Source organism: Rhodococcus sp. SMB37 (assembly GCF_004345605.1).
Lineage (GTDB): Bacteria > Actinomycetota > Actinomycetes > Mycobacteriales > Mycobacteriaceae > Rhodococcus.
In genome coordinates this window covers 40,736-62,293 of sequence record NZ_SLVY01000012.1, presented here as the reverse complement: position 1 = coordinate 62,293, position 21,558 = coordinate 40,736, and the positions used below count along the sequence as shown (strand labels likewise).

21 protein-coding genes and 1 pseudogene are annotated in these 21,558 nt (G+C 67.4%); 7 read left to right on the top strand and 15 right to left on the bottom strand.

Annotated elements, in window-relative coordinates:
- Positions 1-14: 14 nt before the first annotated feature.
- The 3 genes from EV641_RS19045 to EV641_RS19035 are packed head-to-tail and all read left to right on the top strand — an operon-like array spanning position 15 to position 2,423.
- Positions 15-989, top strand: coding sequence for a 5'-3' exonuclease (locus tag EV641_RS19045; RefSeq protein WP_241997350.1), 975 nt, complete (start codon positions 15-17; stop codon positions 987-989).
- A gap of 6 nt (positions 990-995) precedes the next feature.
- Positions 996-1,250 carry a hypothetical protein gene (locus tag EV641_RS19040; protein ID WP_054719772.1) on the top strand — a complete coding sequence of 85 codons (255 nt, stop codon included), beginning with the start codon at positions 996-998 and terminating at the stop codon, positions 1,248-1,250.
- Positions 1,251-1,295: 45 nt separating this feature from the next.
- Positions 1,296-2,423: a flotillin family protein gene (locus EV641_RS19035; RefSeq protein ID WP_132473772.1), complete on the top strand. Its 1,128-nt coding sequence runs from the start codon at positions 1,296-1,298 to the stop codon at positions 2,421-2,423.
- A 64-nt stretch (positions 2,424-2,487) separates the two neighbouring features.
- Here the strand turns inward: EV641_RS19035 and EV641_RS19030 are convergent, their stop codons facing one another.
- Positions 2,488-3,099: a hypothetical protein gene (locus EV641_RS19030; RefSeq protein WP_054719780.1), complete on the bottom strand. Its 612-nt coding sequence runs from the start codon at positions 3,097-3,099 to the stop codon at positions 2,488-2,490.
- A gap of 31 nt (positions 3,100-3,130) precedes the next feature.
- A complete protein-coding gene (locus EV641_RS19025) occupies positions 3,131-3,481 on the bottom strand; it encodes a hypothetical protein (RefSeq protein ID WP_199233313.1) in 351 nt (116 codons plus the stop codon).
- A gap of 258 nt (positions 3,482-3,739) precedes the next feature.
- Between EV641_RS19025 and EV641_RS19020 the strand changes: the two genes are divergently transcribed.
- Both EV641_RS19020 and EV641_RS19015 read left to right on the top strand, forming a co-directional pair.
- Positions 3,740-4,474 carry an alpha/beta hydrolase gene (locus EV641_RS19020; RefSeq protein ID WP_132473770.1) on the top strand — a complete coding sequence of 245 codons (735 nt, stop codon included), beginning with the start codon at positions 3,740-3,742 and terminating at the stop codon, positions 4,472-4,474.
- 380 nt (positions 4,475-4,854) lie between these two features.
- Positions 4,855-5,904, top strand: coding sequence for a hypothetical protein (locus EV641_RS19015; RefSeq protein WP_132473768.1), 1,050 nt, complete (start codon positions 4,855-4,857; stop codon positions 5,902-5,904).
- Positions 5,905-6,281: 377 nt separating this feature from the next.
- Here the strand turns inward: EV641_RS19015 and EV641_RS19010 are convergent.
- From EV641_RS19010 to EV641_RS18995, 4 genes and pseudogenes are all read right to left on the bottom strand, one after another.
- A pseudogene (locus EV641_RS19010) lies at positions 6,282-6,911 on the bottom strand (cytochrome P450); the annotation flags it as partial.
- Between the two features lie 151 nt (positions 6,912-7,062).
- Positions 7,063-8,091 carry an alpha/beta hydrolase gene (locus tag EV641_RS19005; RefSeq protein ID WP_132473766.1) on the bottom strand — a complete coding sequence of 343 codons (1,029 nt, stop codon included), beginning with the start codon at positions 8,089-8,091 and terminating at the stop codon, positions 7,063-7,065.
- 20 nt (positions 8,092-8,111) lie between these two features.
- The gene (locus EV641_RS19000; protein ID WP_054719907.1) at positions 8,112-8,594 is read right to left on the bottom strand and encodes a DinB family protein; all 483 of its coding nucleotides are present in this window, start codon (positions 8,592-8,594) and stop codon (positions 8,112-8,114) included.
- 25 nt (positions 8,595-8,619) lie between these two features.
- Positions 8,620-9,246, bottom strand: a complete 627-nt coding sequence (locus EV641_RS18995) for a class I SAM-dependent methyltransferase (protein ID WP_132473764.1) — start codon at positions 9,244-9,246, stop codon at positions 8,620-8,622.
- A gap of 87 nt (positions 9,247-9,333) precedes the next feature.
- On the opposite strand from EV641_RS18995, the gene EV641_RS18990 reads away from it, so the two are divergent.
- Positions 9,334-9,960 carry an XRE family transcriptional regulator gene (locus tag EV641_RS18990; protein WP_054718848.1) on the top strand — a complete coding sequence of 209 codons (627 nt, stop codon included), beginning with the start codon at positions 9,334-9,336 and terminating at the stop codon, positions 9,958-9,960.
- 457 nt (positions 9,961-10,417) lie between these two features.
- Positions 10,418-12,649, top strand: coding sequence for a catalase/peroxidase HPI (gene katG, locus EV641_RS18985; protein ID WP_241997349.1), 2,232 nt, complete (start codon positions 10,418-10,420; stop codon positions 12,647-12,649).
- A gap of 15 nt (positions 12,650-12,664) precedes the next feature.
- On the opposite strand, the gene EV641_RS18980 is transcribed toward katG, so the two are convergent.
- The 9 genes from EV641_RS18980 to EV641_RS18945 all read right to left on the bottom strand — a co-directional run bounded on the left by EV641_RS18980 (position 12,665) and on the right by EV641_RS18945 (position 21,493).
- Positions 12,665-13,648 (bottom strand): serine/threonine dehydratase, encoded by a 984-nt coding sequence (locus EV641_RS18980; RefSeq protein WP_277874514.1) that lies wholly within the window; start codon positions 13,646-13,648, stop codon positions 12,665-12,667.
- Positions 13,645-13,797: a hypothetical protein gene (locus tag EV641_RS29285; RefSeq protein WP_158289191.1), complete on the bottom strand. Its 153-nt coding sequence runs from the start codon at positions 13,795-13,797 to the stop codon at positions 13,645-13,647. Before EV641_RS29285 ends, EV641_RS18980 begins: the two co-directional genes overlap by 4 nt.
- 41 nt (positions 13,798-13,838) lie before the next feature.
- On the bottom strand, positions 13,839-14,084 hold the full coding sequence (locus EV641_RS18975; protein ID WP_054720776.1) for a helix-turn-helix domain-containing protein: 246 nt from the start codon (positions 14,082-14,084) through the stop codon (positions 13,839-13,841).
- A gap of 146 nt (positions 14,085-14,230) precedes the next feature.
- Positions 14,231-15,181, bottom strand: coding sequence for a DUF4333 domain-containing protein (locus tag EV641_RS18970; RefSeq protein ID WP_132473758.1), 951 nt, complete (start codon positions 15,179-15,181; stop codon positions 14,231-14,233).
- Positions 15,182-15,325: 144 nt separating this feature from the next.
- Positions 15,326-18,058, bottom strand: coding sequence for a DEAD/DEAH box helicase (locus EV641_RS18965; protein WP_132473756.1), 2,733 nt, complete (start codon positions 18,056-18,058; stop codon positions 15,326-15,328).
- On the bottom strand, positions 18,055-18,990 hold the full coding sequence (gene tatC, locus EV641_RS18960; RefSeq protein ID WP_132473754.1) for a twin-arginine translocase subunit TatC: 936 nt from the start codon (positions 18,988-18,990) through the stop codon (positions 18,055-18,057). Before tatC ends, EV641_RS18965 begins: the two co-directional genes overlap by 4 nt.
- A 101-nt stretch (positions 18,991-19,091) precedes the next feature.
- Positions 19,092-19,352, bottom strand: a complete 261-nt coding sequence (gene tatA / locus EV641_RS18955) for a Sec-independent protein translocase subunit TatA (RefSeq protein ID WP_054720344.1) — start codon at positions 19,350-19,352, stop codon at positions 19,092-19,094.
- Between the two features lie 120 nt (positions 19,353-19,472).
- Complete coding sequence (locus EV641_RS18950) at positions 19,473-20,450, bottom strand: YafY family protein (protein WP_132473752.1); 978 nt, start codon at positions 20,448-20,450, stop codon at positions 19,473-19,475.
- A complete protein-coding gene (locus EV641_RS18945; protein ID WP_132473750.1) occupies positions 20,447-21,493 on the bottom strand; it encodes a YafY family protein in 1,047 nt (348 codons plus the stop codon). The genes EV641_RS18950 and EV641_RS18945 overlap by 4 nt, the downstream gene beginning before the upstream one ends.
- Positions 21,494-21,558: the final 65 nt, after the last annotated feature.

Here is a 21,558-nt window from a genome sequence, read left to right as displayed (position 1 = left end):
GCAGGATGAGGTCCGTGACCGAACCCGACATTTCCGCACTCGACACCCGGACGTCGTCGTTGTTGCTGCTCGACAGCGCTGGTCTGTGGTTCCGCGCGTTCTACGGCGTGCCCGATTCCATCACCGGCCCCGACGGCACCCCTGTCAACGCGATCCGCGGGTTCGTCGACATGGTTGCGACGTTGATTCGCCGCCATCGCCCCACCCGGATGGTCGCCTGCCTGGATCTGGACTGGAGGCCCGCATTCCGGGTCGCGGCGGTGCCCAGCTACAAGGCGCACCGTGTCGCTGCCGACTCTCTCGACGGCACCGTCGAAGACGTCCCGCCGGCGCTGAGTCCGCAGATCCCGGTGATCCTCGACATCCTCGCCGCTGCAGGCATCGCTACCGGCGGCGCCGACGGTTTCGAAGCCGACGACGTGATGGGCACTCTCGCCGCGACCGAACGTACCGATCCGGTGGTGGTGGTCAGCGGCGACCGTGATCTGCTGCAGGTCGTCACCGACACCCCCGTACCCGTGCGGGTGCTGTATGTGGGTCGAGGCCTGGCGAAAGCCGAGTTGTACGACCCGGCGCTGGTCGCGGACAAATACGGGGTGCCCCTGGACCGTGCCGGCGCCGCCTACGCCGAACTCGCGGTGCTGCGCGGCGACCCGTCGGACGGGTTACCCGGTGTCAAAGGCATCGGGGACAAGACCGCGTCCGGGCTGCTGATGCAGTACGGGTCGCTCGCGGCGGTGCGCGCGGCGGCGCTCGACGAGTCGACGTCGCTCGCGAAGGGCATGCGCAGCAAGCTCGTCGCTGCGTCCGACTATCTCGATGTGGCGATGCCGGTGGTGCGGGTGGCCACCGACGCGCCGGTGCGATGCTCGAAGTCCGACGAGTTGCCGTCGTCGCCGGCGGATCCGGATGCGTTGACCGCGCTCGCGCAGCGGTGGGGTGTCGACCGGGCCGTGGGGTCGCTCACCACGGCCCTCGCCGGACAGTAACCCCGCATGACCGACCAGAATCCGATCGGGAAGATCGGACGGCTCACCCTGGCCACACGCGGGGCCGACGGACCCGGACAGGTGGAATTGACGATCCGTGGTGGCCGCGAGACCTACACCGCGTGGTCCGCGCAGCCGCTGCCCACAATGTCCACCGTCCTGGTGGTCGCCGACCGAGGTGGCCGCGCTTTGGACGTCGAGCCGTGGCTGGACCTGAATTTCGACAGAGAGACAGGCAAGACCCAACGAGGCAGTTCATAACAGAGCAGTACTCAACACAGCAGTACCCAACACAGAGGAGTCCGAATGTTCGGCTATCGAGTGCCCGCCCCCAACGAGGCCCTGCTCATTTCCGGTGGGAGTCGAGGGGGCGACGGGGCACCGTTCCGTGTGGTCACCGGTCAGGGTGCGTTCGTGATCCCGGTCCTGCGTAAAGCAGACATCCTGTCGCTGGACCTGCACGAGGCCCTCATCAAGGAAACCTGCGTGACCACCCAAGGGGTGGAACTGTCGGTCAGTGCGGTGGTCGCATTCAAGGTGGGCAACGACAACGAATCGATCGTCAACGCCGCGCAGCGTTTCCTGTCCTCGCAGAAAGGCGCGATGGCCGGCACCGTCGGGGAGATCTTCGCCGGTCACCTGCGGTCCATCATCGGTTCGATGACGGTCGAACAGATCATCCGTCAGCGTGAAGTCCTCGCCTCACAGGTGCTCGACAGCTCCAATGTGGAGATGGGCCGTATGGGTCTGATCGTGGATTCGATGCAGATCCGGTCCATCGACGACTGCGGCTCGGGCTACATCGACTCGTTGCGCGCACCGCACCTCGCGCAAGTCGAGCGGGAAGCGAAGATCGCGCAGGCAGAAGCAGATCGGGCCTCCGCCGAAGCGCAGCAGGAATCCCGTCGCCGGCAGGCCGAGTACACACGCGAGACCGCAATCAAAGAATCGGAGATCCAGGCCGAGACCGACCGCGCCAAAGCGGAGTCCGCGCAGGCCGGACCCCTCGCGCAGGCCACCGCGCAGCGCGAGGTCCTCGAGGCGCAGTCGGAACTGGCCATCAAACAGGCGGAACTGCGGGAGAAGCAACTGCAGAGCGAGGTCATCAAGCCGGCCGAGGCGAAGGCCCGCGAGACCGAGATCCTGGCCAAGGCGAAGGCCGAGGAAATCCGGATCCTGGCCGAGGCCGCCGCCTCCAACGGTCGTGTCGCGCTGGATCAAACGCTGATCGAGCAGTTGCCGCTCATCGTGGAGGCCGCAGCGAAGGGCCTGGCCAACTCCAACCTGACCATCCTCAACGGTCAGGAAGGTGTCAACGACACCATCTCCGGCATGGTCGGTCAGGGCCTGGCCGTGTTCGGGGCGCTGCAGAAGGGCATCCTGAGCGGGGACAACGACGACGAGCAGTCGGGTCTGCACGAGATCGCGGGCTGACCCGGTAATCCCCGGCGCTCGGACACGCGGCGCGGCTCCTGCCGCCCGTGTTCCGGCGTCTCGCCTATCGGATGTGCGCGAGAAGCGCTCGGCGGGTGTCCCATTCACCGAGTAGCGCGGGGCGGGTCGGTTCTGTGTCGACGGGGCGGTGGTGCACCACCACCGTCGTGTCTCCCGCCTCGATCACGGTGTCGGTTCCGGCAGCGGTTGTCCGTAGCTCGGTGACCGTCGGAACAGCCCCCGATCCGGACCCGGTGCCCCGGACTCGCACAGTGTTCTCGACTTTCCGTGGTTCCGTGCCGTCGACGTGCACGAACTGCTCGGCTTCACGTCCGGCACCGTCGATGGTGGCAAGCAACTGCCCGACGTAGACGGGGTCGGTCGTGGCGTCGTAGATGTAGCGGTGGCCGAGCACCGAATGCTCCATCTCCCCCACCGGTCGCGCAGCCGGCAGCGGCGCCCCGCGGTAGGTCAGCGGCACCTGGTAGACGGACCCGTCCGCGTCGCGCACCAGATGGATTTCGATCCCGACTTCACCGTCGGGATCGTCGAAGCGGTACGCACCGACCTGCTCGAGCACAGGGGTCGTTCCCGAGTAGTAGTCGGCGGACGGCAGCCAGGCGGCGATCACTTCCGGCTTGGTGGGCGATAGTTGGGCTGCATACAGGAGTGCCACGCCGTGAGCATAGCGGCGGCAGGCTTCCATCTCAGGACAGGCGGACTCCGCGAGTTGCTACCGATGTGATTCCATCGTCTGCTTGAAGACATCGAGCCCGTGATCCATTGCCGCGCCCATCCGCGTCGGCGAGGTCGTCCGGTTGGACGTCATGGATCCACACGAACCGGCTGCGCCCGTTCCTGTGCGAGAAGACCTGCATCGACGCGTTATCGTGCGTCGGCTGCATCGTGTCGCCGATGACGGAGTACGCGAGGCGGTGAGTCCGGTCATCGATCCCGATGAGCCGTTCTCGCGCGGGCCCGTCGGTGAAGTCGCCGACCACCGCCCAGACGTCCGCGGGGTCGGCGTCGATAATGATTTCTTTCTGCACGGAAGTCATTGCTGTTCTCGTCTCTCTGTGGTGGGAACGCCACACTACGAAGCAACGTGGACAGCGACAGCCCTCATGGGAAAGGAGTGCGCCGAAAACCTGTTGCCCGCCGCCGCGGCCACTGCTACTTTCCGGAGGCCGTGCGAGAGAACAAGGAGGTGGTACCCGTGAACGCAGTATCGACATGGGTGCTCCCTTCCGGGGCCACGGTCGGACGATAGGTCGTCCGGGAGCGCCATTCATGAGCAACTCCCGAAAGGCACGACCATGCACTTCATTTCCGAAAATCGACTCGGCGACAGTGTCCTCGAACGCCAATTCACTCTCGGTGAGATTCCCGGCATCCTGTGGACACCCACATCCGCATCCGCTCCCGTGCCGCTGATCCTGCTCGGCCATCCACCACTCGGACTGCACACGATGTACCCGCGTCTGCTGGCCAGGGCCCGTGCTGCCGTAACAGAGGGATACGCCGCGGCCACCATCGAAAACCCCTGGAGCGGTGACCGGCCCCGTTCGGCCGATGCCGATCAGGCCCGAGCAGATCTGCGCCGGGCGCTGCAGGCCGGCGAGCCGGTCAGCGCCGAGCTCGTCGACCGGCTGATACTCCCGCTGGTCGATCAGGCTGTGCCGGAATGGCGGGCGACACTGGACGCTCTGCTTTCGGTGCCCGCGATCAATGGCCCGGTGGGGTATTCGGGCGGGGTGATCGCCCTCGGCGTCCGGCTGGCGGTGGTCGAGCCACGTATCTCTGCCGCGGTGCTGTTCGCGGGCAGTTTCGTGCCCCGCACCATCGTCGAGGAGGCCCGGCAGGTCACCATTCCGCTGCATGTCCTGTTGCAATGGGACGACGAAGGAAACGGCCGGCACCAGGCGTTGGATCTGTTCGATGCGTTCGGCTCCCGGGAGAAGGCACTTCACGCCAACATGGGCGGGCACGCCGGCGTCCCCCAGCACGCCGGCGATGAGGCGAACCGGTTCTTCGCCCGGCACCTGAGGTGAGGGCACGCCCTCGGACCGACGGCACACCCTAGGTGCTGTCGAACAGAGCGCCGCATCGAGGACAGTCCCCGCCCGGCACTCCTCGATGAGCGGGCGACGGGGGTCGCGGCCCGCCGATGCCCTCCCCCGAGGGGTGCACAGTTTTTCAGGCACCCAAATCGCTTGATCGTCATAAGAGGGAATTATGACGATCAAGCGATACTCATGCATGGTTGTGCATGTCTCTTCAGAACCGTAACGAAATACTGAATCACTCTGATTCTATCGCTCATAACTTGCACTCAACCTCTGGTTTTCGTATTTAATAACGTTTCATTTCAGGTTACGTTTCATGTTATGTACTCTAATATCAATGTTGGTGAGGGTCGAAAGGGACTCGAATGAGCGAAACAACGAATGTGGGCCCAGCGGCAGGCGCAGAAGCCGACAAGCCACGCGTCGGCCGACCCCGCAAATACGACTCCCCCGCCGACCGGGTCCGCGCGCACCGCGAACGCGCGCGGCGCCGGAAGGAAGCCGAACAACTCGCCGAACTCACCGACCCCGCGACACCGATCGATGCCTCGGCGAATCTCACCGCCGCGGTCGCCGCACTGCGCACCCTCACCGCGGCGAGCATCGAACAGCACACCGCCGTCGCCACCCAGATCACCGCGGCCCTCGACAAACTCACCGATCCCGGCGCACTCGACGCGCAACTGCACCGGGCCGCCACCGAACTCGCCAAGGTCAAGGCCGACGCCGACGCCAAGATCGCCCGCCTCAAAGAACAACTCACGCAGGCCACCGACGACCGCGACAACGCCGACGCCGCCGTCGAGGCGGTCGACCGTGAACTGTCCGATGCGCGCATCGCCCACACCGAGCAGACCCGTGCGCTCGACACCGCGCACCACGACGAACTGACTCGACTCACCGAAGACCATGCCGCCGCGCTACGCCGGCATCGTGACGAACACGCGGCCGCGGTCGCCGACTATGAACAGACCGTGAACGAACTGCACGCGACGATTGCCACGCAGCGCGAACGCCTCGAGGCCGCAACCGGCGAACGAGACCGGCTCCGCACCGAACTCGGCGAGAGCCACGACCGACTCGCCCGCGCCGACACCGCGGTCGAACGTGCCCGCGCCGACACCGAGCGGCACGCGTCGACCATCGGCCGTCTCGAGTCCGCCCTCGGCAGCGAACGCACCCGCGTCGCCGAACTCCGAGACGCACTCGAAGACGCGCGAGTCACCTCCGCCACCGCACGCGCCGCGGAAACCGCCGCCCGCGACCGCGGCGACGAACTACGCGCCGAGATCACCGCGCTACGCGCCGAGATCACCGCGCGCAGGACCGACGCTGATGCGAACCGCGCGGAACTCACCCGGCTCCGCGCAACCTCATCACAGGCCCAGGACGAAGGCGGCACCTCGACCAACTGACCGTGCAGATCACCGGTACGGACGATGACGACTTTCGCCTGATCGCCGAGGTCGTTGCGGGGATAGTTCCCGATGTTCGCCGCGTCGATCTTGTGGTTACCGGACATCTGGCGCACCTCGAGCGCCCGACCGAGGCAGCAGCGGTGGTCGGGCCTTCCTCATCGAACGGTTCGACCTCGCACCATCTCGTGAGCTGCAATGGTGCAAGCCCTGAAGTTGTGCGTCCGCATTGGGATGACTGCCGCGGTCGGTGCCGTCGAGCGCAAGGGGCCGCAACGCGGTGAACTACGGATGCGGATGCAAGTTCGAGGGCCCGAACTCGTCGAGCCGGTGTCCGAGCATGAACGTGATCTCCTACAAACGACCCAATTCGGCCTTCACCGAGTTCGCAGTTGCAGCCGAAGCTTCTCCGGTCTGATCGTCAGCAACTCGGATACCGACAACTCGTACCCCGGGGTGGGCACCACGTCGAACCGCGTGAGGATGCGGGACAGGGCGAGCACCGCTTCGTGCAGCGCGAACTGTCTGCCGATGCATGCACGCGCACCGACCCCGAACGGCTTGTAGGCATGCGCGGGGCGGGCGCGCACGGCAGCGGGAAGGAACCGGTCCGGATCGAACTCCTCCGCGTTCTCACCCCACAGCCGACGATCACGGTGCAATGCAAGCAGCACCACCAGAATCGTGGCGCCCTTCCCGATCGGATACCCGGACAGCGTCGTGTCCGCACGTGCCTTACGGAAGAAGGCCGGACCCGACGGCCACAGCCGCAATGTCTCGTCGACGATCCGCCTCACGTAGCGCAGCTTCGCGACCTGCTCGAACTGTGTCGGCGCACCGTCGCGCCCGATCACTGCCTCGATTTCGGCGCGCGCCCTGTCCGCGATCGCCGGGTTCAGCGACAGGTAGTGCAGGGCGAAAGACAATGTTCCCGCGGTCGTCTCGCGGCCCGCAATCAGGAATGTCAGCACCTGATTGCGAATGCTCCGGTCCGACAGCAATTCGCCTCCGACCACGATCAGCTTGCTGCCCACGATGCTGATCTCGAACACGTCGGAGATCGGGCGGGAGGAGGTGCTCCGCTTCTTCGCGTTCGCCCCGGCCGATGCGGTCGGCGAGTTCCAGCAGCCTTGTTGCGGCCATGGCCCGCTCATGTGCTCATCCGTCGAGGAAGCGCAGCAGTTCTGAGGTGACGAACTGCGGGTTCTCCTCGACGAGCCAGTGTCCTGCGTTCGGCACGTCCACTGCCTGCACGATATTGGTCATCCGAGGGGCCGCGGTCGCCCGGACCGGGTCGAGCTGCCCCTGGGCGGTCATCAGCAGCGTAGGCACCTGTGTCGGCGCTGCTGCCACGGCATCGCGGACGTCCTGGTCGAGGGCGCGGTAGAGCGCGAAGCCGCCTGCCAGCGTTTCGGGTCGGCTGTAAGTCCTTGCGTACTCGTCGATCTCGGCGTCGGTGAACGGAGATCGGTCCGACGTGCCACCGAAGGCTGATCCGCCGAAGGCGACCTGCGGATAGAACAGCGCCAGGTACTCGCGGACATCGTCGCCGACGACTGCCTCGGGGACCCGCCGCTGGGAGTGGAAGGCGATATGCCAGCTCATCGAACGGTATGTGGGGGCATCGATCGCGGGCCCGGGGAGCGGCAGGTCGAGGTAGCCGAGGCGTGCGGTGTCGGCGGGGAACTGGGTGGCGTATTGGAACGCCACCGCGGCGCCGAAATCGTGCCCGACGATGCGGGCGTCACGCACTCCGAGCCGATCGGCGATCAGGGTGTGCACGTACCGGGCCAGGGTGGCTTTGTCGTAGCCACTCGGTGAGCCGGTGCTGTCACCCAGCCCGGGAAGGTCGATGGCGTAGACGGTGTGTTTCTCTGCGAGCTCCGGCATGATCGGCCACCAGCCGAACCAGGTCTGTGGCCAACCGTGTAGCAGTACCAGTGGCGTGCCGCTGCCACCGGTCACGTAGTGCATCCGGACCCCGTCGATATCGGCGAACTCGTGCCGGAACGTGTTGTCGAACTCCGGGTCGTTGTGGGTGGCGACGGCGTACGGGGGAACGTCGGCGGGGGTCGGCGTGGTGCACGCTGCGGTGCCGACCGTGAGCAGGAGGGCCAGTGTGGCGGTCGCCATCGCGCGTACGGATCGACGGAAGCGGCGCGGCGACGGCCGGGTTGCGGTGATCATGTGTTCCTGTCCTGAGGAAGTCAGCGTCCGGTGGCGCCGTCGATCGATTCGCGGAGGATGTCGGCGTGGCCTGCGTGCCGGCCGGTCTCCTCGATCATGTGCACGAGTGCCCAGCGGACGCTGGGAGCGGGACGTTTCGACTGCGGCAGGGATCCGCCTAGATCGGTGCACCCATCGAGAACTTCGTTCGCGCGCTCGACCGTCTCGCGATAGCGGGTGACGACATCGGCCACGCTGTCATCCGGTGAGGCTCGGAACGTCGCCTGCCAGTCGGTCACATCGGCCCCGAGGAATATCGCGCGTTCGACGAAGGTCAGGTGATTCAGCAGTCCGAGCAGGTTCGTGCCGGACGGCACCGCCCCTGTTCGCACCTGCGGTTCGGGGGCACCGTCGACCTTCGCGGCAATCGAGGCCCGGAGGTAGTCGAGGAATGCGCGCAAAGTCGCGGTTTCGCTGCTCCCGGTCCGGGGCGGTGAGGCATCGCGCCGTCGGTTGGTGGGCACGGCGGTCTCCTACGTCGGTGGCGGATCAGACGGTGCGGCGGATCAGTAGGACGTGGTCGGTGACCTCGGCGGTGCGCCCATCCGGTCCCGTCGCGATCCGGCGGGGTGAGTCGGCCCGCTCGACCAGCCACGTCGCCGGATCCAGAGCGATACCCGCCGCGACTTCCCGCGGGCTCGGATAGCGGAAGTCGGGGTCCTGATTCCACGACCATGGCGCGGTCGAGCCGTGGTCGACGACCAGCAGTCGCCCGCCCGGGCACAGCGCGTGCGCGGCCGCGCGCAGCACGGTGGCCCGGTCCAGGTCGAAGGGAGTATGTAGGTAGTGGGCGGAGATCAGGTCGAATCGTCCATGCGGGAAGGATTTCCGCAGGTCATGCTGCTCGGCAGTGACGCGGTTACCCAGGCCGTGTGAGATGGCGAGATCGGTGAGCCGTGCGAGCGCCACGGCCGAGATGTCGACGGCGGTGACGTGCCAACCCAGGTCGGCAAGCCAGAGCGTGTCGCCGCCGTCGCCGCATCCGAGATCCAACGCGTCTGCGGGTGACAGATTCGAGACCAACTCGGTGAGAAGGTCGTTCGGCTGCGGGTCGGTTGCTGCCGAACGGGCTGCGTAGATGCCGTTCCAGAAGGTGACCGCATGGGTGGCGCTCATCAGGACTCCTTTGATCGGGGCACCCTCAGTGTTTCCGGACCCAGCATGATCTGGCACGCAATCTTGCTGTTCCGGCAAGATGGACTCATGGATCGCGAAACGGAAGACGTGCTCGACGTGGTCGGCTCGCGGTTGCGTGCGCTGCGCCGCGACCGCGGTATCACCCTCGCCGGCCTGGCGGCGCGGACGGGAGTATCCGAGAGCACCCTGTCGCGACTCGAGAGTGGGCAGCGCCGGGCGACCTTGGAATTGCTGCTGCCCCTCGCTCGCACCTATGACGTTCCGCTGGACGATCTCGTCGGTGCCCCACGCACCGGCGATCCGCGAATCCACCTCAAGCCGATCCGGCGGTCCGGGCTGATCTTCGTGCCGCTGTCACGGCGGCCGGGTGGGGTGCAGGCGTTCAAGATGATCATTCCCGCGGTGCCCGAACCGCTCGAACCGACCCCGCAGACTCATGACGGTTTCGAGTGGTTGTATGTGCTCAATGGTCGCTTGCGGTTGGTGCTCGGCGAGCGGGAACTGACATTGACGCCCGGCGAGGCCGCCGAGTTCGACACTTCCTTGCCGCACTGGCTCGGCAGCTCCGACGGCGGTGCGGTCGAACTACTGATCCTGTTCGGCGTGCAAGGGATGCGTGCGCACGTGCGCGCCGATGCACCTGGGTCATCGCACGGCTCGGGCCATACCCGAAACGGGGATACCCAGCTGTAATCCGACGAACACCACATCGCCAGCCATGGGAGTGCAAGCGCCTGCCCACTGTGTCGGGGCAGTCTGCGTTCGAGATCTACTGCTGTCCATCGCCATGACCAGCCACTACGCCTTGGCCGTCCGATTTTCGGCGAATGCTACTGGGTCCCTCCACGACACCCCGGTTCGCATCGCTGACACAGCCATCACCGAGGGCAGCACGAGCAGCAATCCCAGAACGATCAGCGCCATACTCCCAGTGCCTGGACATCGAGTCGCCGCAGGCCACAGCGGTAGGAACCCGATCGATCTGTCGGACGCGCCGGTCGGAGAGGCCACGCGTACCTTCCTGGACCCGTCCCTGCGACAGGGTCATGATGGAGAGGTGACCCGCTCACGGGGGCACCGACTCCGCGGCGAACTTCATCGCCGCGCGGACACGCTCGTCGCGGGAAACTCGCGTTCGTCGAGCACCTCCGTGAGCACCGTCCCATTCACCGACCCCGGAAGGAATGGCACTGTGTCCAAGAGTGAAAGCGAAAGCCCGGCGATCGCCTCCCCCACACCGAAAGCACACCGACCCCGCACGATCCGCGACTGGTGGCCCGATCAACTCGATCTGAGTGTTCTGCGTCCACAGTCTCCCGCGACTGACCCGATGGGTGTGGACTTCGACTATCCGACCGAGTTTGCGTCCCTCGACGTCGATGCACTCAAACGTGACGTTGTCGAAGTGATGACGACCTCGCAACCGTGGTGGCCCGCCGACCACGGCCACTACGGTCCCCTGTTCATCCGGATGAGCTGGCATGCGGCAGGCACCTATCGGATCGCCGACGGCCGCGGCGGTGGCGGTCAGGGTGCGCAGCGGCTCGCACCGCTCAACAGTTGGCCGGACAACGCGAGCCTCGACAAGGCCCGACGGCTGCTGTGGCCGATCAAGAAGAAGTACGGCAGGAAGATCTCCTGGGCCGATCTGATCATCTTCGCCGGTAACTGCGCCTACGAATCGATGGGCTTCACGACCTTCGGTTTCGCGTTCGGCCGCGAGGACATCTGGGAACCGGACGAAGTGTACTGGGGCCCGGAGGACACGTGGCTCGGCGACGAACGCTACAGCGGCGAAAGGGATCTCGCCGGTCCGCTCGGCGCGGTGCAGATGGGGTTGATCTACGTCAATCCCGAAGGCCCCAACGGCACCCCGGATCCGATCGCCGCGGCCGTCGACATCCGCGAGACATTCGGGCGGATGGCGATGAACGACGTCGAGACCGCCGCGTTGATCGTCGGCGGCCACACCGTCGGCAAGACCCACGGCGCCGGCCCCGCCGATCTGGTGGGCCCCGAACCCGAAGCCGCCCCGATCGAACAGCAAGGCCTCGGGTGGAAGAGCGCCTACGGCACCGGGGTCGGCGGCGACGCGATCACCAGCGGTCTGGAAGGCACCTGGACTCCGACCCCCACGACCTGGGACAACTCATTCCTCGAAACCCTCTACGGCTACGAGTGGGAACAGACGACGAGCCCCGCCGGCGCGTACCAGTGGATCCCGAGGGACGGCGCGGGGGCCGATGCGGTGCCCGATGCGCACGACCCGTCGAAGCGGCATCCGCCGGTGATGCTCACCACCGATCTGTCGTTGCGGGTCGACGAGATCTACGGTCCGATCACCCGCCGCTGGCTCGATCATCCCGAGGAACTCGAGGTGGAGTTCGGTAAGGCCTGGTACAAGCTGCTGCACCGCGACATGGGTCCGATCACTCGTTACCTCGGCCCGTGGATTCCCGAGGCGCAAGTGTGGCAGGACCCGGTGCCCGCGGTCGATCACCCACTCGTCGGCGATGGCGACGTCACCGCGCTGAAACAGGCGATCCTCGACTCGGGTCTGTCGATCCGGCAGCTGGTGACCACCGCGTGGGCGGCCGCGGCGAGCTTCCGTGGCACCGACAAACGCGGCGGCGCCAACGGGGCACGCCTGCGGCTGGCACCGCAAAAGGACTGGGAGGTCAACGAACCCGCCGCCGTGGCGGAGGTACTTGCGGTGCTCGACCGAATCCGACACGAGTTCGACGACGGGCAGACCGGCGACACGAAAGTCTCGCTCGCCGACCTCATCGTCCTCGGCGGATGCGCCGCCGTCGAACACGCCTCGAAGGCGGCGGGACACGACGTCACGGTCCCGTTCAGGCCGGGCCGCACCGACGCCACACAGGACCAGACCGACGCGGAGTCGTTCGCGGTGCTCGAGCCGAAAGCCGACGGATTCCGCAACTATCTGCGGGCCGGCGAGAAGCAACCACCGGAACGGCTCCTTCTCGACCGGGCGAATCTTCTCACCTTGACGGCACCCGAGATGGCGGTGCTGCTCGGCGGTATGCGCGTGCTGAACACCAACCACAGTGGAGGCTCTCATGGTGTTCTGACCGACCGGCCCGGGATGTTGACCACCGATTTCTTCGTGAACATCACGGATATGGGTATCGAATGGTCGCCCTCGTCCACCGAGGAGTACGTCTACGAGGGATGTGACCGGGTCACCGGTGACCCCCGCGGGACTGCGACCGCCGTCGATCTCGTCTTCGGTTCGAACTCGCAGCTGCGCGGTATCGCCGAGGTGTATGCGAGCGATGACGCGCAGCCCAAGTTCGTCCGGGATTTCGTGGCGGCGTGGGACAAGGTGATGAACCTGGATCGGTTCGACGTCGCCTGAACTCGCGGCGATCGATCAGCCCAGGTCGGATATCGCGGTGTTGGCGCCGCAGAGAACCACACACAGGGTTCGGCCCGCGGTCTCGGTGACTGTCCCGGCCAGAATCGGTGCGAGCGCCGCGGCCGTGCCGTGTTCGACGACGATGCGCAGTTCGTCCCACAACCAACGTCGCGCGTCGACGATGCCGGTGTCGTCGACGACGAGACTGTCGATCCGGCCGGTGCTCGCCGCCGCCCACGCAAGGTTCCCGATGCGGGTGGCACCGAGCGAATCGGCGGCGATGCTGTCCACCTCGATGTCGATCGGTCCTCCCGCGTCGAGCGCGCGGTGCAGGGTTGCCGCTCCGACGGGTTCGACCCCGTGGATCATGTCGGTGTCGCGGGCTCCGGCGGTGAGTCCGGCGACCAGTCCCCCACCTCCGACCGCGACGAGACAGTCCAGTGGCGTGTCGAGCTGCTCGCGCAATTCGATCGCGATGGTGCCTGCCCCGGCGACGATGTCCGGCAGGTCGTAGGCGTGCAACTTCACGACGCCGAGTTCCAGGGCGAGGGTCGCGGCGTGCGCGGCGGCGTCGGCGTAGGACGACCCCACCCGGTGCACGGTCGCGCCGAGCCGCTGCAACCGGTCGAGTTTCGCCGGTGGTGCGGCTTCGGGAACGACGACGGTGCAGGGTGTGTCCCAGTATCGGGCCGCCCAGGCGGCACCGATCGCGGCGTTGCCACCGGAAGCGATGAGCACGCCCGCGGCGGGGAGCGTGCCGTTCTCACGAGCGCGGCCGAGCGCGTTGAGGCTGCCACGCACCTTGAACGACCCGCCGTGCTGCAGATATTCGAGTTTGAACGCCACTTCGACCGGCCCGTTCGGGGTAGGCACCGCAGCGGTGAGGATCGGGGTGCGCCGCACGATCGAGGTGATGCGGCGCGCAGCGTCGACGACGGACTCGTGATCGACCGCCGTGGCCGGTGCTGTTGCTCGGGGGTTGTCGTGGTCGGGGCTCACCGGTACACGATCCATCCGAACAGCCCGAACTGCACGATCGCGTCGGCGACGTCACCGTCCCAATCCTCGACCGTCGCCCACGCGGCGACTCCGCCGCCCTCGATGGTCTCACGCAGGATCTGGCCGATCAGCTCGCTCGTCGGGTGCACTGCGCGAGCGTAGCCGGATCGCCGCACCACCACGAGAGGCACTACGGTTTCTCGTGCCGATCCGGAGTTTCGGTCCAGAAGAACACGTCCTGTACACGCCGGTCGAACGCGGCGCTGATGCGCATCGCCACATCCAAAGTCGGTTGCTGCTGTTCACGTTCGAGGGAGCCGATCGTCTGCGCATGCGTCCCGGTCAGGGACGCCAACTGGTGGCGGGACAGTCCACGTGTACTCCGTAGTTCCCGAACAACATTGCCGATGCGGCGTTTCGTCCTATTTCGAGACATGATCTACATGTTAGGAAAACACAATGGTTCAATGTGGTTTTCGAACTATTTCGACGTGTCCGCGGAAGCGGGGGCGCCGTGCAAAAATCCCCGCCCACGTGCAGTGAGCGAGGATTTCGGATGACACGTGTCCTCGGTGGAGACGGTCAGTTCGGCCGGCTGACCTCGTAGGTGCCGTTGTCGTCGGTGAAGGTCAACGTCACCGACCGGTGCTGCCCATCGACCGTGAGGGTGCATTCGAAACTCGCCCCCGCCTCGACCTTCTGATCACCCGGGCACGACACGTCACCGACGTCCTCGGCGCCGTACGACTCGGTGAGGACCTGCGCCACCCCGGCCTGCGCGGCCTCGGAATCGAGGGTGGTGCCGCCCCCGAGGGTCATGAATCCGATCACCACGGCGATCACCACCACGACGAGCACGCCGACGCCCCCGAGAATCAACGGCAGTTTCGAACTGTTGCCCCCCGATGTGCCCCCGGGCTGCTGCGGCGGCTGCCACGGTCCGCCACCGGGTTGCTGTTGCTGTCCCCATCCGGGCTGGCCACCCGGCCCGGATGGGGGCTGCTGCCAGGTCTGCCCGGGTTGCCCCTGCGGAGGCCACTGCTGACCGCCCGCCTGCCCCGGCTGCGGGCCGGGCTGCCCCCATCCGGGCTGCGCACCGGGCGCGGCAGGCGCGCCCCATGGCTGACCACCGGTCCCCTGGCCGGGCTGGGTACCCCACTGCGGGGTCTGTTGCTGGCCCCACTGGTTGTGGGCCTGCGGTGTCTGTCCGCCCTGCGGCGCACCCCATGCGCTCCCGCCGCCCTGACCCGGCTGCTGCTGTCCCCACTGCGACTGCTGACCCCACTGCTGAGTGGGCGCCGCAGAATCACCGCCCGGAGCGGCACCCCACTGCTGCGTCGGTGCTGCTGCTTCACCGGTCGGCGCGCTGCCCCACTGCTGGGTCGGTGCTGCGGCAGAGTCACCCGTGGGCGCACCCCACGGCTGTGCAGGCGCCTGCGGCGATGCGTTGTCGGCGCCGGGCGCGGGAGGAGCCCACGGGTCACGTGCCTGCTCGTTACCGTTCGGGTCCTGCGGTTCGTTCGGCCCGGTCATCGTCGCCTCCACTCGCCATCGTTCATAGGTTCAGCGTAATGCTCACCAGCGATCGGTCCCCCGTGTGGCAGCGCGCGTATCAAATCACACATACCGGGCCAGTGGGAGACCCGCCCCGAGGCGCCGACCCGGCCACACCGCCGCTCACGCTGCGGTCGCATCGACGGCCACGACCCCGCGGCGGATCGCTCCGACCGCCCGCCCCGCCGCCTTCGCCAACGCCGGATCCTGTGCCGTGGTGCGGATCTGATCGAGCAGATCGATCAACTGCCGGCACCACCGCACGAAGTCACCGGGCGAGAGTTCACTGCCCGTCGCGACGGCCGCCAGCAGCGACTCCGTCAACGATGCGGTACCCGCCCACGTGTACGCAGCAGTCACGAACCCGAAATCCGGTTCGCGGGTCGTCGGCAACCGGTGCCGCAGTTCATCGACCCGCAGCTCATCGCACAAGCGCACCGTGTCGGCCAGCGCCCGCCGGATCGGACCGGTCGGGCCCCTCACCTCCGGCACGTCGTCGCCCCGCGACTCGAAGATCACCGTCGAGACGACCGCCGCGAGTTCCGCCGGCGACAACCCCGCCCACACCCCGGTGCGCAGACACTCGGCGACCAGCAGATCCGATTCGGTGTAGATCCGGGCGAGCCGTTCCCCCGCCTCCGTGGTCGCCGGATCGTCCCCGCCGGTCAGATAACCCCGCTCCGACAACAACAACACGATCCGCTCGAACGTGCGCGCCAACGAATCGGTGGTCGCCGCAGCCTTGCGTCGCTGGTGCTCGGTGTCGCGCAGCAACCGGTTGTAGCGTTCCCCGACCCGCGCCAACGCCTCCACATCCGGGTTCTCGCGCGCCGGATGCGTGCGCAGCGCGCGGCGCAGCGCGTCGATCTCGCGGGTGTCGCCGCCGCCGCGGGACCGCTTCACTCGCCGCGGAGGCACCAGCCCCTTCGACCGCAACGCCGAGGAGATGTCCCGTCGGCCGCGGCCGGTGCGCGGATCGGCGTGCCGCGGCAACTTCAACCGTCCCAGCACCACCGCCGGGGTGGGGAAATCCCCCGCCGAGAGACGACCCGACCAACCGTCGGCCGTCACCACATACGGACGCGGATCGGTGACGTCATGATCCGGGTCGATGATCACCGCCAACCCGGTGCGGCGACCCGCCGGGACCGCGACGATCTCACCGGGCCGCAACGCCACCAGCGACTCGACCGACGCCTGCCGACGATCCTGCCGCTTCTTGCGCTCGTGCTGCCGCTCGGCGTCGGTCAGCTCGGCCCGTAACCGCACATAATCGAAGATCTCGCTGTCGGCGCCGCCGAGTTGCTCGCGCATCTTCGCCAGCTGCGCCTCGTTGCGTTCGATGCCGCGGGTCGCGCCGACGACCGACTTGTCGGCCTGGAACTGCGCGAACGACATCTCCAGCAGCGCGCGGGACCTCTCCACCCCGACCGCGTCGATGAGGTTGACCGCCATGTTGTACGACGGGCGGAACGAACTGCGCAGCGGGAAGGTGCGCGTCGAGGCCAGACCCGCCACGGCGGCCGGTTCCACACCCGGCTGCCACAGCACCACCGCGTGTCCCTCGACGTCGATACCGCGACGCCCGGCCCGGCCGGTGAGCTGCGTGTATTCGCCGGGGGTGAGCTCGGCGTGGGTTTCCCCGTTGTATTTGACCAACCGTTCGAGCACCACCGTGCGCGCCGGCATGTTGATGCCCAAGGCGAGGGTTTCGGTGGCGAACACCGCCCGCACCAACCCGCGTACGAACAGTTCCTCGACGGTGTGGCGGAACGCCGGCAACATCCCCGCGTGATGCGCGGCAATGCCGCGTTCGAGGGCGGTGCGCCATGACGCGAAACCCAACACCTCGAGATCGGCGCGCGGCAACTCGCGGGTGTGCTCGGTGACGATCCGCCGGATCTCGGTGGCCTCCTCGTCGGTGGTCAGATGCAGCCCGGACCGCAGGCACTGCGAGACCGCCGCGTCGCAGCCGGCACGGGAGAACACGAACGTGATCGCCGGCAACAACCCTTCGGCGTCGAGCCGGGCGATCACATCGGGGCGGGGAATCGGCCGAAACGTGCCCCGCCCGCGGGACTGCCAGCGGTCACCGTCGATGCTCGCGCGGCGCCGCACCTGCGCCGCCAACTCCGGATCCACCACGACCCCGCGGCGACGCTCGGTCGCGGGAGTGCCGGCGGGTTCGGCGCGGGCGTCGAACAGGTCGTACAGGCGAGGCCCGACCATCATGTGCTGATGCAGCGGGATGGGGCGCACCTCGTCGACGACGACGCTGGTGTCGCCGCGCACCGTGGTCATCCACTCACCGAACTCCTCGGCGTTGGACACCGTCGCGGACAAGCTCACCAGCCGCACGTCCTCCGGCAGATGCAGAATCACTTCCTCCCACACGGCGCCGCGGAACCGGTCCGCGAGGAAATGCACCTCGTCCATCACGACATGGCTCAAACCGATCAGCGTCGTCGACGACGCGTAGAGCATGTTGCGCAGCACCTCGGTGGTCATCACCACCACCGGCGCATTCGGGTTGATCGACTGATCGCCGGTGAGCAACCCCACCGCGTCCTTGCCGTGCCGAGCACACAGATCCGCGTACTTCTGGTTGCTCAGCGCCTTGATCGGGGTGGTGTAGAAGCATTTGGTGCCGGCCTCGATGGCCAAGTGCACCGCGAATTCGCCCACGACGGTCTTCCCGGCGCCGGTCGGGGCACACACCAGCACCGAATGCCCGCCCTCGAGCGCGCGGCACGCCTGCTGCTGGAACGGATCCAGCGGGAACGCTAGACCGGCAGCGAATGCGTCCAGCTGCGGTGCTGCCGCGTCAGCCCGAGGTGAATCGGCGGGGCCCGTCACAGCGTGTCGGAATAGTCGGTGGGTGCCGGAGCCGGGGACGGCTTCTCGACCGGAGTCGGCTTCGGGATCGCCGAGCCCTCCTCGTCGTCGAGATCACCCCAACCTTCGTCGCGGGCCTTGCGGGCGCGGCGCTTGTCGTTCAGGCGCGCGATCTGGATGGAGAATTCCACCAGGATCGTCAGTGCCAACGCCAGCGCGAGCATCGAGAACGGATCCTGGCCCGGCGTTGCGATGGCAGCGAAGACGAACACCGCCATGATCAGGCCACGGCGCCACGCCTTGAGTTTCTCGTAGGACAGCATCCCCACGGCGTTGAGCGCGACGAGCACCAGCGGAATCTCGAACGACACCCCGAAGATCACCAGCAGGTTGATCATGAAACCGAAATATTCGGAGCCGGACAGCGCGGTGACCTGCACGTCGTTGCCGACGGTCAACAGGAACGACAACGCGTGGGTGACCACGAGATACGCCAGGACGGCGCCCGTGATGAACAGCGCCGCGCCGGAGGTGACGAAGCCGACCGCGTAGCGACGTTCCTTCGAATACAAGCCGGGGGTGATGAACGCCCAGAATTGATACAGCCACACCGGGGAGGCGAGCACCACACCGGCGGTCGCCGCGACCTTCAACCGCAACATGAACTGTTCGAACGGGCCGGTGGCCAGCAGATAACAACCACCGTCGCTGCTGAAGTCGGCGCGGGACGCGGCCGGCAGCGAACAGTAGGGTTCGAGGAGGATCTCACCGAGACTCGACGTGCCGAACGGGCCGTGGCTGTACCAGAAGAACCCGGCGATGGTGGTGACGATCACGGCGGCGACGGCGATGAGCAGCCGTGTGCGCAACTCGTAGAGATGCTCGACCAGCGACATGTTGCCGTCGGGATTTGTCTTGCGCCGACTGCGGCGTGGATCGAACGGGATGCGCACGGTTCGGGTCTCAGCTCCTGTCAGGGCCACCACCGCGGTGGGGCACTGGGATCAGCGGAAACCGGGACACCCCGCGGGTGCCCCGGTGGGGAGAACGTCGGTCAGGCCGACCGTTGGTCGGGCTGAGGGGCCTGCTGCGTCGGAATCTGCTGCGTCGGCTCCACCGCGGCCGGCAACGGGTTCGGCGCAGGCTGCGCAGCCGTCGTCGGAGCGTCGTCGTTCTGCATCTCCTTGACCTCGCTCTTGAAGATCCGGAGCGAACGGCCCAGACCGCGCGCGGCATCCGGCAGCTTCTTCGAGCCGAACAAGATGATGACGACCAACGCGACGATGGCCCAGTGCCACGGGCTCATTGCACCCATTTACAACCTCCACTGATTGGCTCTGCATGATGCTACCGGACCGAAGCACACCCACGGCCCCGTGAAAGCTGTTCGGCACAGTGTTGGTGCAGTGTTCACACAACTGTGGCATCCGCCGGGTCATCCGCCGGCGGGGTCATCTCCGAGTGCGTCGTAGGCATCGAGTGCGGCGGCGGCCCGTTCGCGCACCGCGTCGCGCAGTGAGGGCGGACCGAGCACACTGACCCCGGCACCGAGCCCCACCACGAGCCGCACCAGCCACTCCGGCGACGCGAACCGCAGCACCGCCTCGCAACTGCCGTCGGCGAGCAGCGTCACGTCGGTGAGCGGGTAGTAGTCGAGCAGCCACGTGTACGAGGGCGCGATCCACAATCGGGCGGCCGGCAGTGACGGGTCCCCGGCGAACAGTTCGAGATGCTCGTCGTCGTCGAGCGCCCGCTGCGGGGGCCGCGCGGGTTCGTCGAGGATTCGGGCGGCATCGATCCGATCGAACCGGAACAGCCGCACCCCCTCGGCGGTACGGCACCACGCCTGCAGGTACGTGTGCTCGTCGATCAGCACGATGCGGATCGGATCGACGTCGCGTTCGGAGACGGTGTCGCGGGACGCCGAATAGTAGGTCAGGTGCACCGCACGCCCGTCGCGGACCGCATCGCGGACCCGCGCGGCGACGGGATCGTCGGGAACCGGATCGGTCGCGGTGTCCGGCCCCGCCGCGGCGCTCCCGGCGGCCGCCTCGATCTTGGCGATGGCGCTCTGTGCCGCCGTCGGATCGACCACGCCGGGCATCTCGAGCAACGACCGCAGCGCGACGAGCAGCACCGTCGCCTCCGTGGAGGTCAATCGCAGCGGCCGGTCGATGCCCGCGGTGAACGTCACCACGATGCTCTCCTCGGAGAACGACAGGTCGATCAGATCACCGGGCCCATAGCCCGGCAGCCCACACACCCACAGCTGATTGAGATCGTCCATGATCTGTTTCGGGGTGACCCCCAGATCGCGGGCGGCGTCGGCTGCGCTGATCCCCGGACGCGCCGTGAAGTACGGCACCAGATTCAGCAGGCGGGTCAACCGCCCGGCCAGCCGGGTACTGCTCATGGACGTTCCTCCCCCACTGTGTCGTCCCCCTCAGTCTCGTCTGCTGCCCTGTCGTGTGCGGTGGTGCCACCGGCAGCGACCCGCGCCAGGATCTGCCGTACCTCGTCGCGTAACTCGGGTGGGTCGAGCACCAGCGCGTCGGGGCCTTGACCCGCGAGGGTGCGGGCGATCCACTCCCCGGCGCGCAGCGGTACCTCGAACACACTGCCGTCACGGCCACCGACCTGCCGGGGCCCGAGATCACGACCGAGCCGGCGCACCTCGTATGCGCGGCCCGCAGCCACCCACACCCGCGCGGACCCGGTCACATCACCGGGGCGGGTCGCGGCGAGCACCCGGGCCCGCAGATCCACCCCCTCCGGGATCTGCACCGCACCTGGCTCCCCGACCGCGGTGACCTCATCGGAGATCCGCGACAGGCGGAAGGTGCGGGTCGCATTGCGGTCCCGGTCGTGCCCGACCAGATACCAGCGGCCGTGCACCGTCACCACACCCCACGGTTCGACGGTGCGCACTGTCCACGGATCGGTGGGGGCACTGCGATGCTCGAACTGCACCGCCTGCCGCTCGTCGACGGCGGCGAGTAACTTCTGCAATGCCGGTTCGGAACCGCGGGCCCGCGCCGGGATCGCCGCGACCGTGCCCGCCGGGTCCGCATCGACCTGCACCCCGGCAGCCCGCAACTTGAGCAATGCGCCCTGTGCCGCCGACGTCAACTCCGGGGACTCCCACAACGCGGCGGCGACGGCCACCGCGGCGGTCTCCTCACGGCTCAGCTCGATCTCCGGCAGCGCATAGGCGTCCCGGTTGATCCGATAGCCCTCGACGGTCGAATACCGCGACGCCAACCCCGTCTCGAGCGGAATCCCGAGGTCGCGCAGTTCGTTCTTGTCGCGTTCGAACATGCGGCTGAACGCCTCGTCGCTCGCGCACTCCGCGTAGCCCGCCACCGAGGCTCGGATCTTCTCCGCGGTGAGGAACTGACGGGTGGACAGCAACGCGATGACCAGGTTGACCAACCGTTCGACTTTCGAAATCGCCACGGGCCAACCCTAATGCCCCCGACGCGCACTGCCCCGCCCGCATCCGTGCGGGCGGGGCAGTGGCC

Coding starts and splice junctions, on each gene's coding strand:
- EV641_RS19040 (WP_054719772.1), top strand. CDS start 996: ATGACCGACCAGAATCCGATCGGGAAGATCGGACGGCTCACCCTGGCC.
- EV641_RS19035 (WP_132473772.1), top strand. CDS start 1,296: ATGTTCGGCTATCGAGTGCCCGCCCCCAACGAGGCCCTGCTCATTTCC.
- EV641_RS19025 (WP_199233313.1), bottom strand. CDS start 3,481: ATGACTTCCGTGCAGAAAGAAATCATTATCGACGCCGACCCCGCGGAC.
- EV641_RS19020 (WP_132473770.1), top strand. CDS start 3,740: ATGCACTTCATTTCCGAAAATCGACTCGGCGACAGTGTCCTCGAACGC.
- EV641_RS19015 (WP_132473768.1), top strand. CDS start 4,855: ATGAGCGAAACAACGAATGTGGGCCCAGCGGCAGGCGCAGAAGCCGAC.
- EV641_RS19005 (WP_132473766.1), bottom strand. CDS start 8,091: ATGATCACCGCAACCCGGCCGTCGCCGCGCCGCTTCCGTCGATCCGTA.
- EV641_RS18995 (WP_132473764.1), bottom strand. CDS start 9,246: ATGAGCGCCACCCATGCGGTCACCTTCTGGAACGGCATCTACGCAGCC.
- EV641_RS18990 (WP_054718848.1), top strand. CDS start 9,334: ATGGATCGCGAAACGGAAGACGTGCTCGACGTGGTCGGCTCGCGGTTG.
- EV641_RS18975 (WP_054720776.1), bottom strand. CDS start 14,084: ATGTCTCGAAATAGGACGAAACGCCGCATCGGCAATGTTGTTCGGGAA.
- EV641_RS18970 (WP_132473758.1), bottom strand. CDS start 15,181: ATGACCGGGCCGAACGAACCGCAGGACCCGAACGGTAACGAGCAGGCA.
- tatA (WP_054720344.1), bottom strand. CDS start 19,352: ATGGGTGCAATGAGCCCGTGGCACTGGGCCATCGTCGCGTTGGTCGTC.
- EV641_RS18950 (WP_132473752.1), bottom strand. CDS start 20,450: ATGAGCAGTACCCGGCTGGCCGGGCGGTTGACCCGCCTGCTGAATCTG.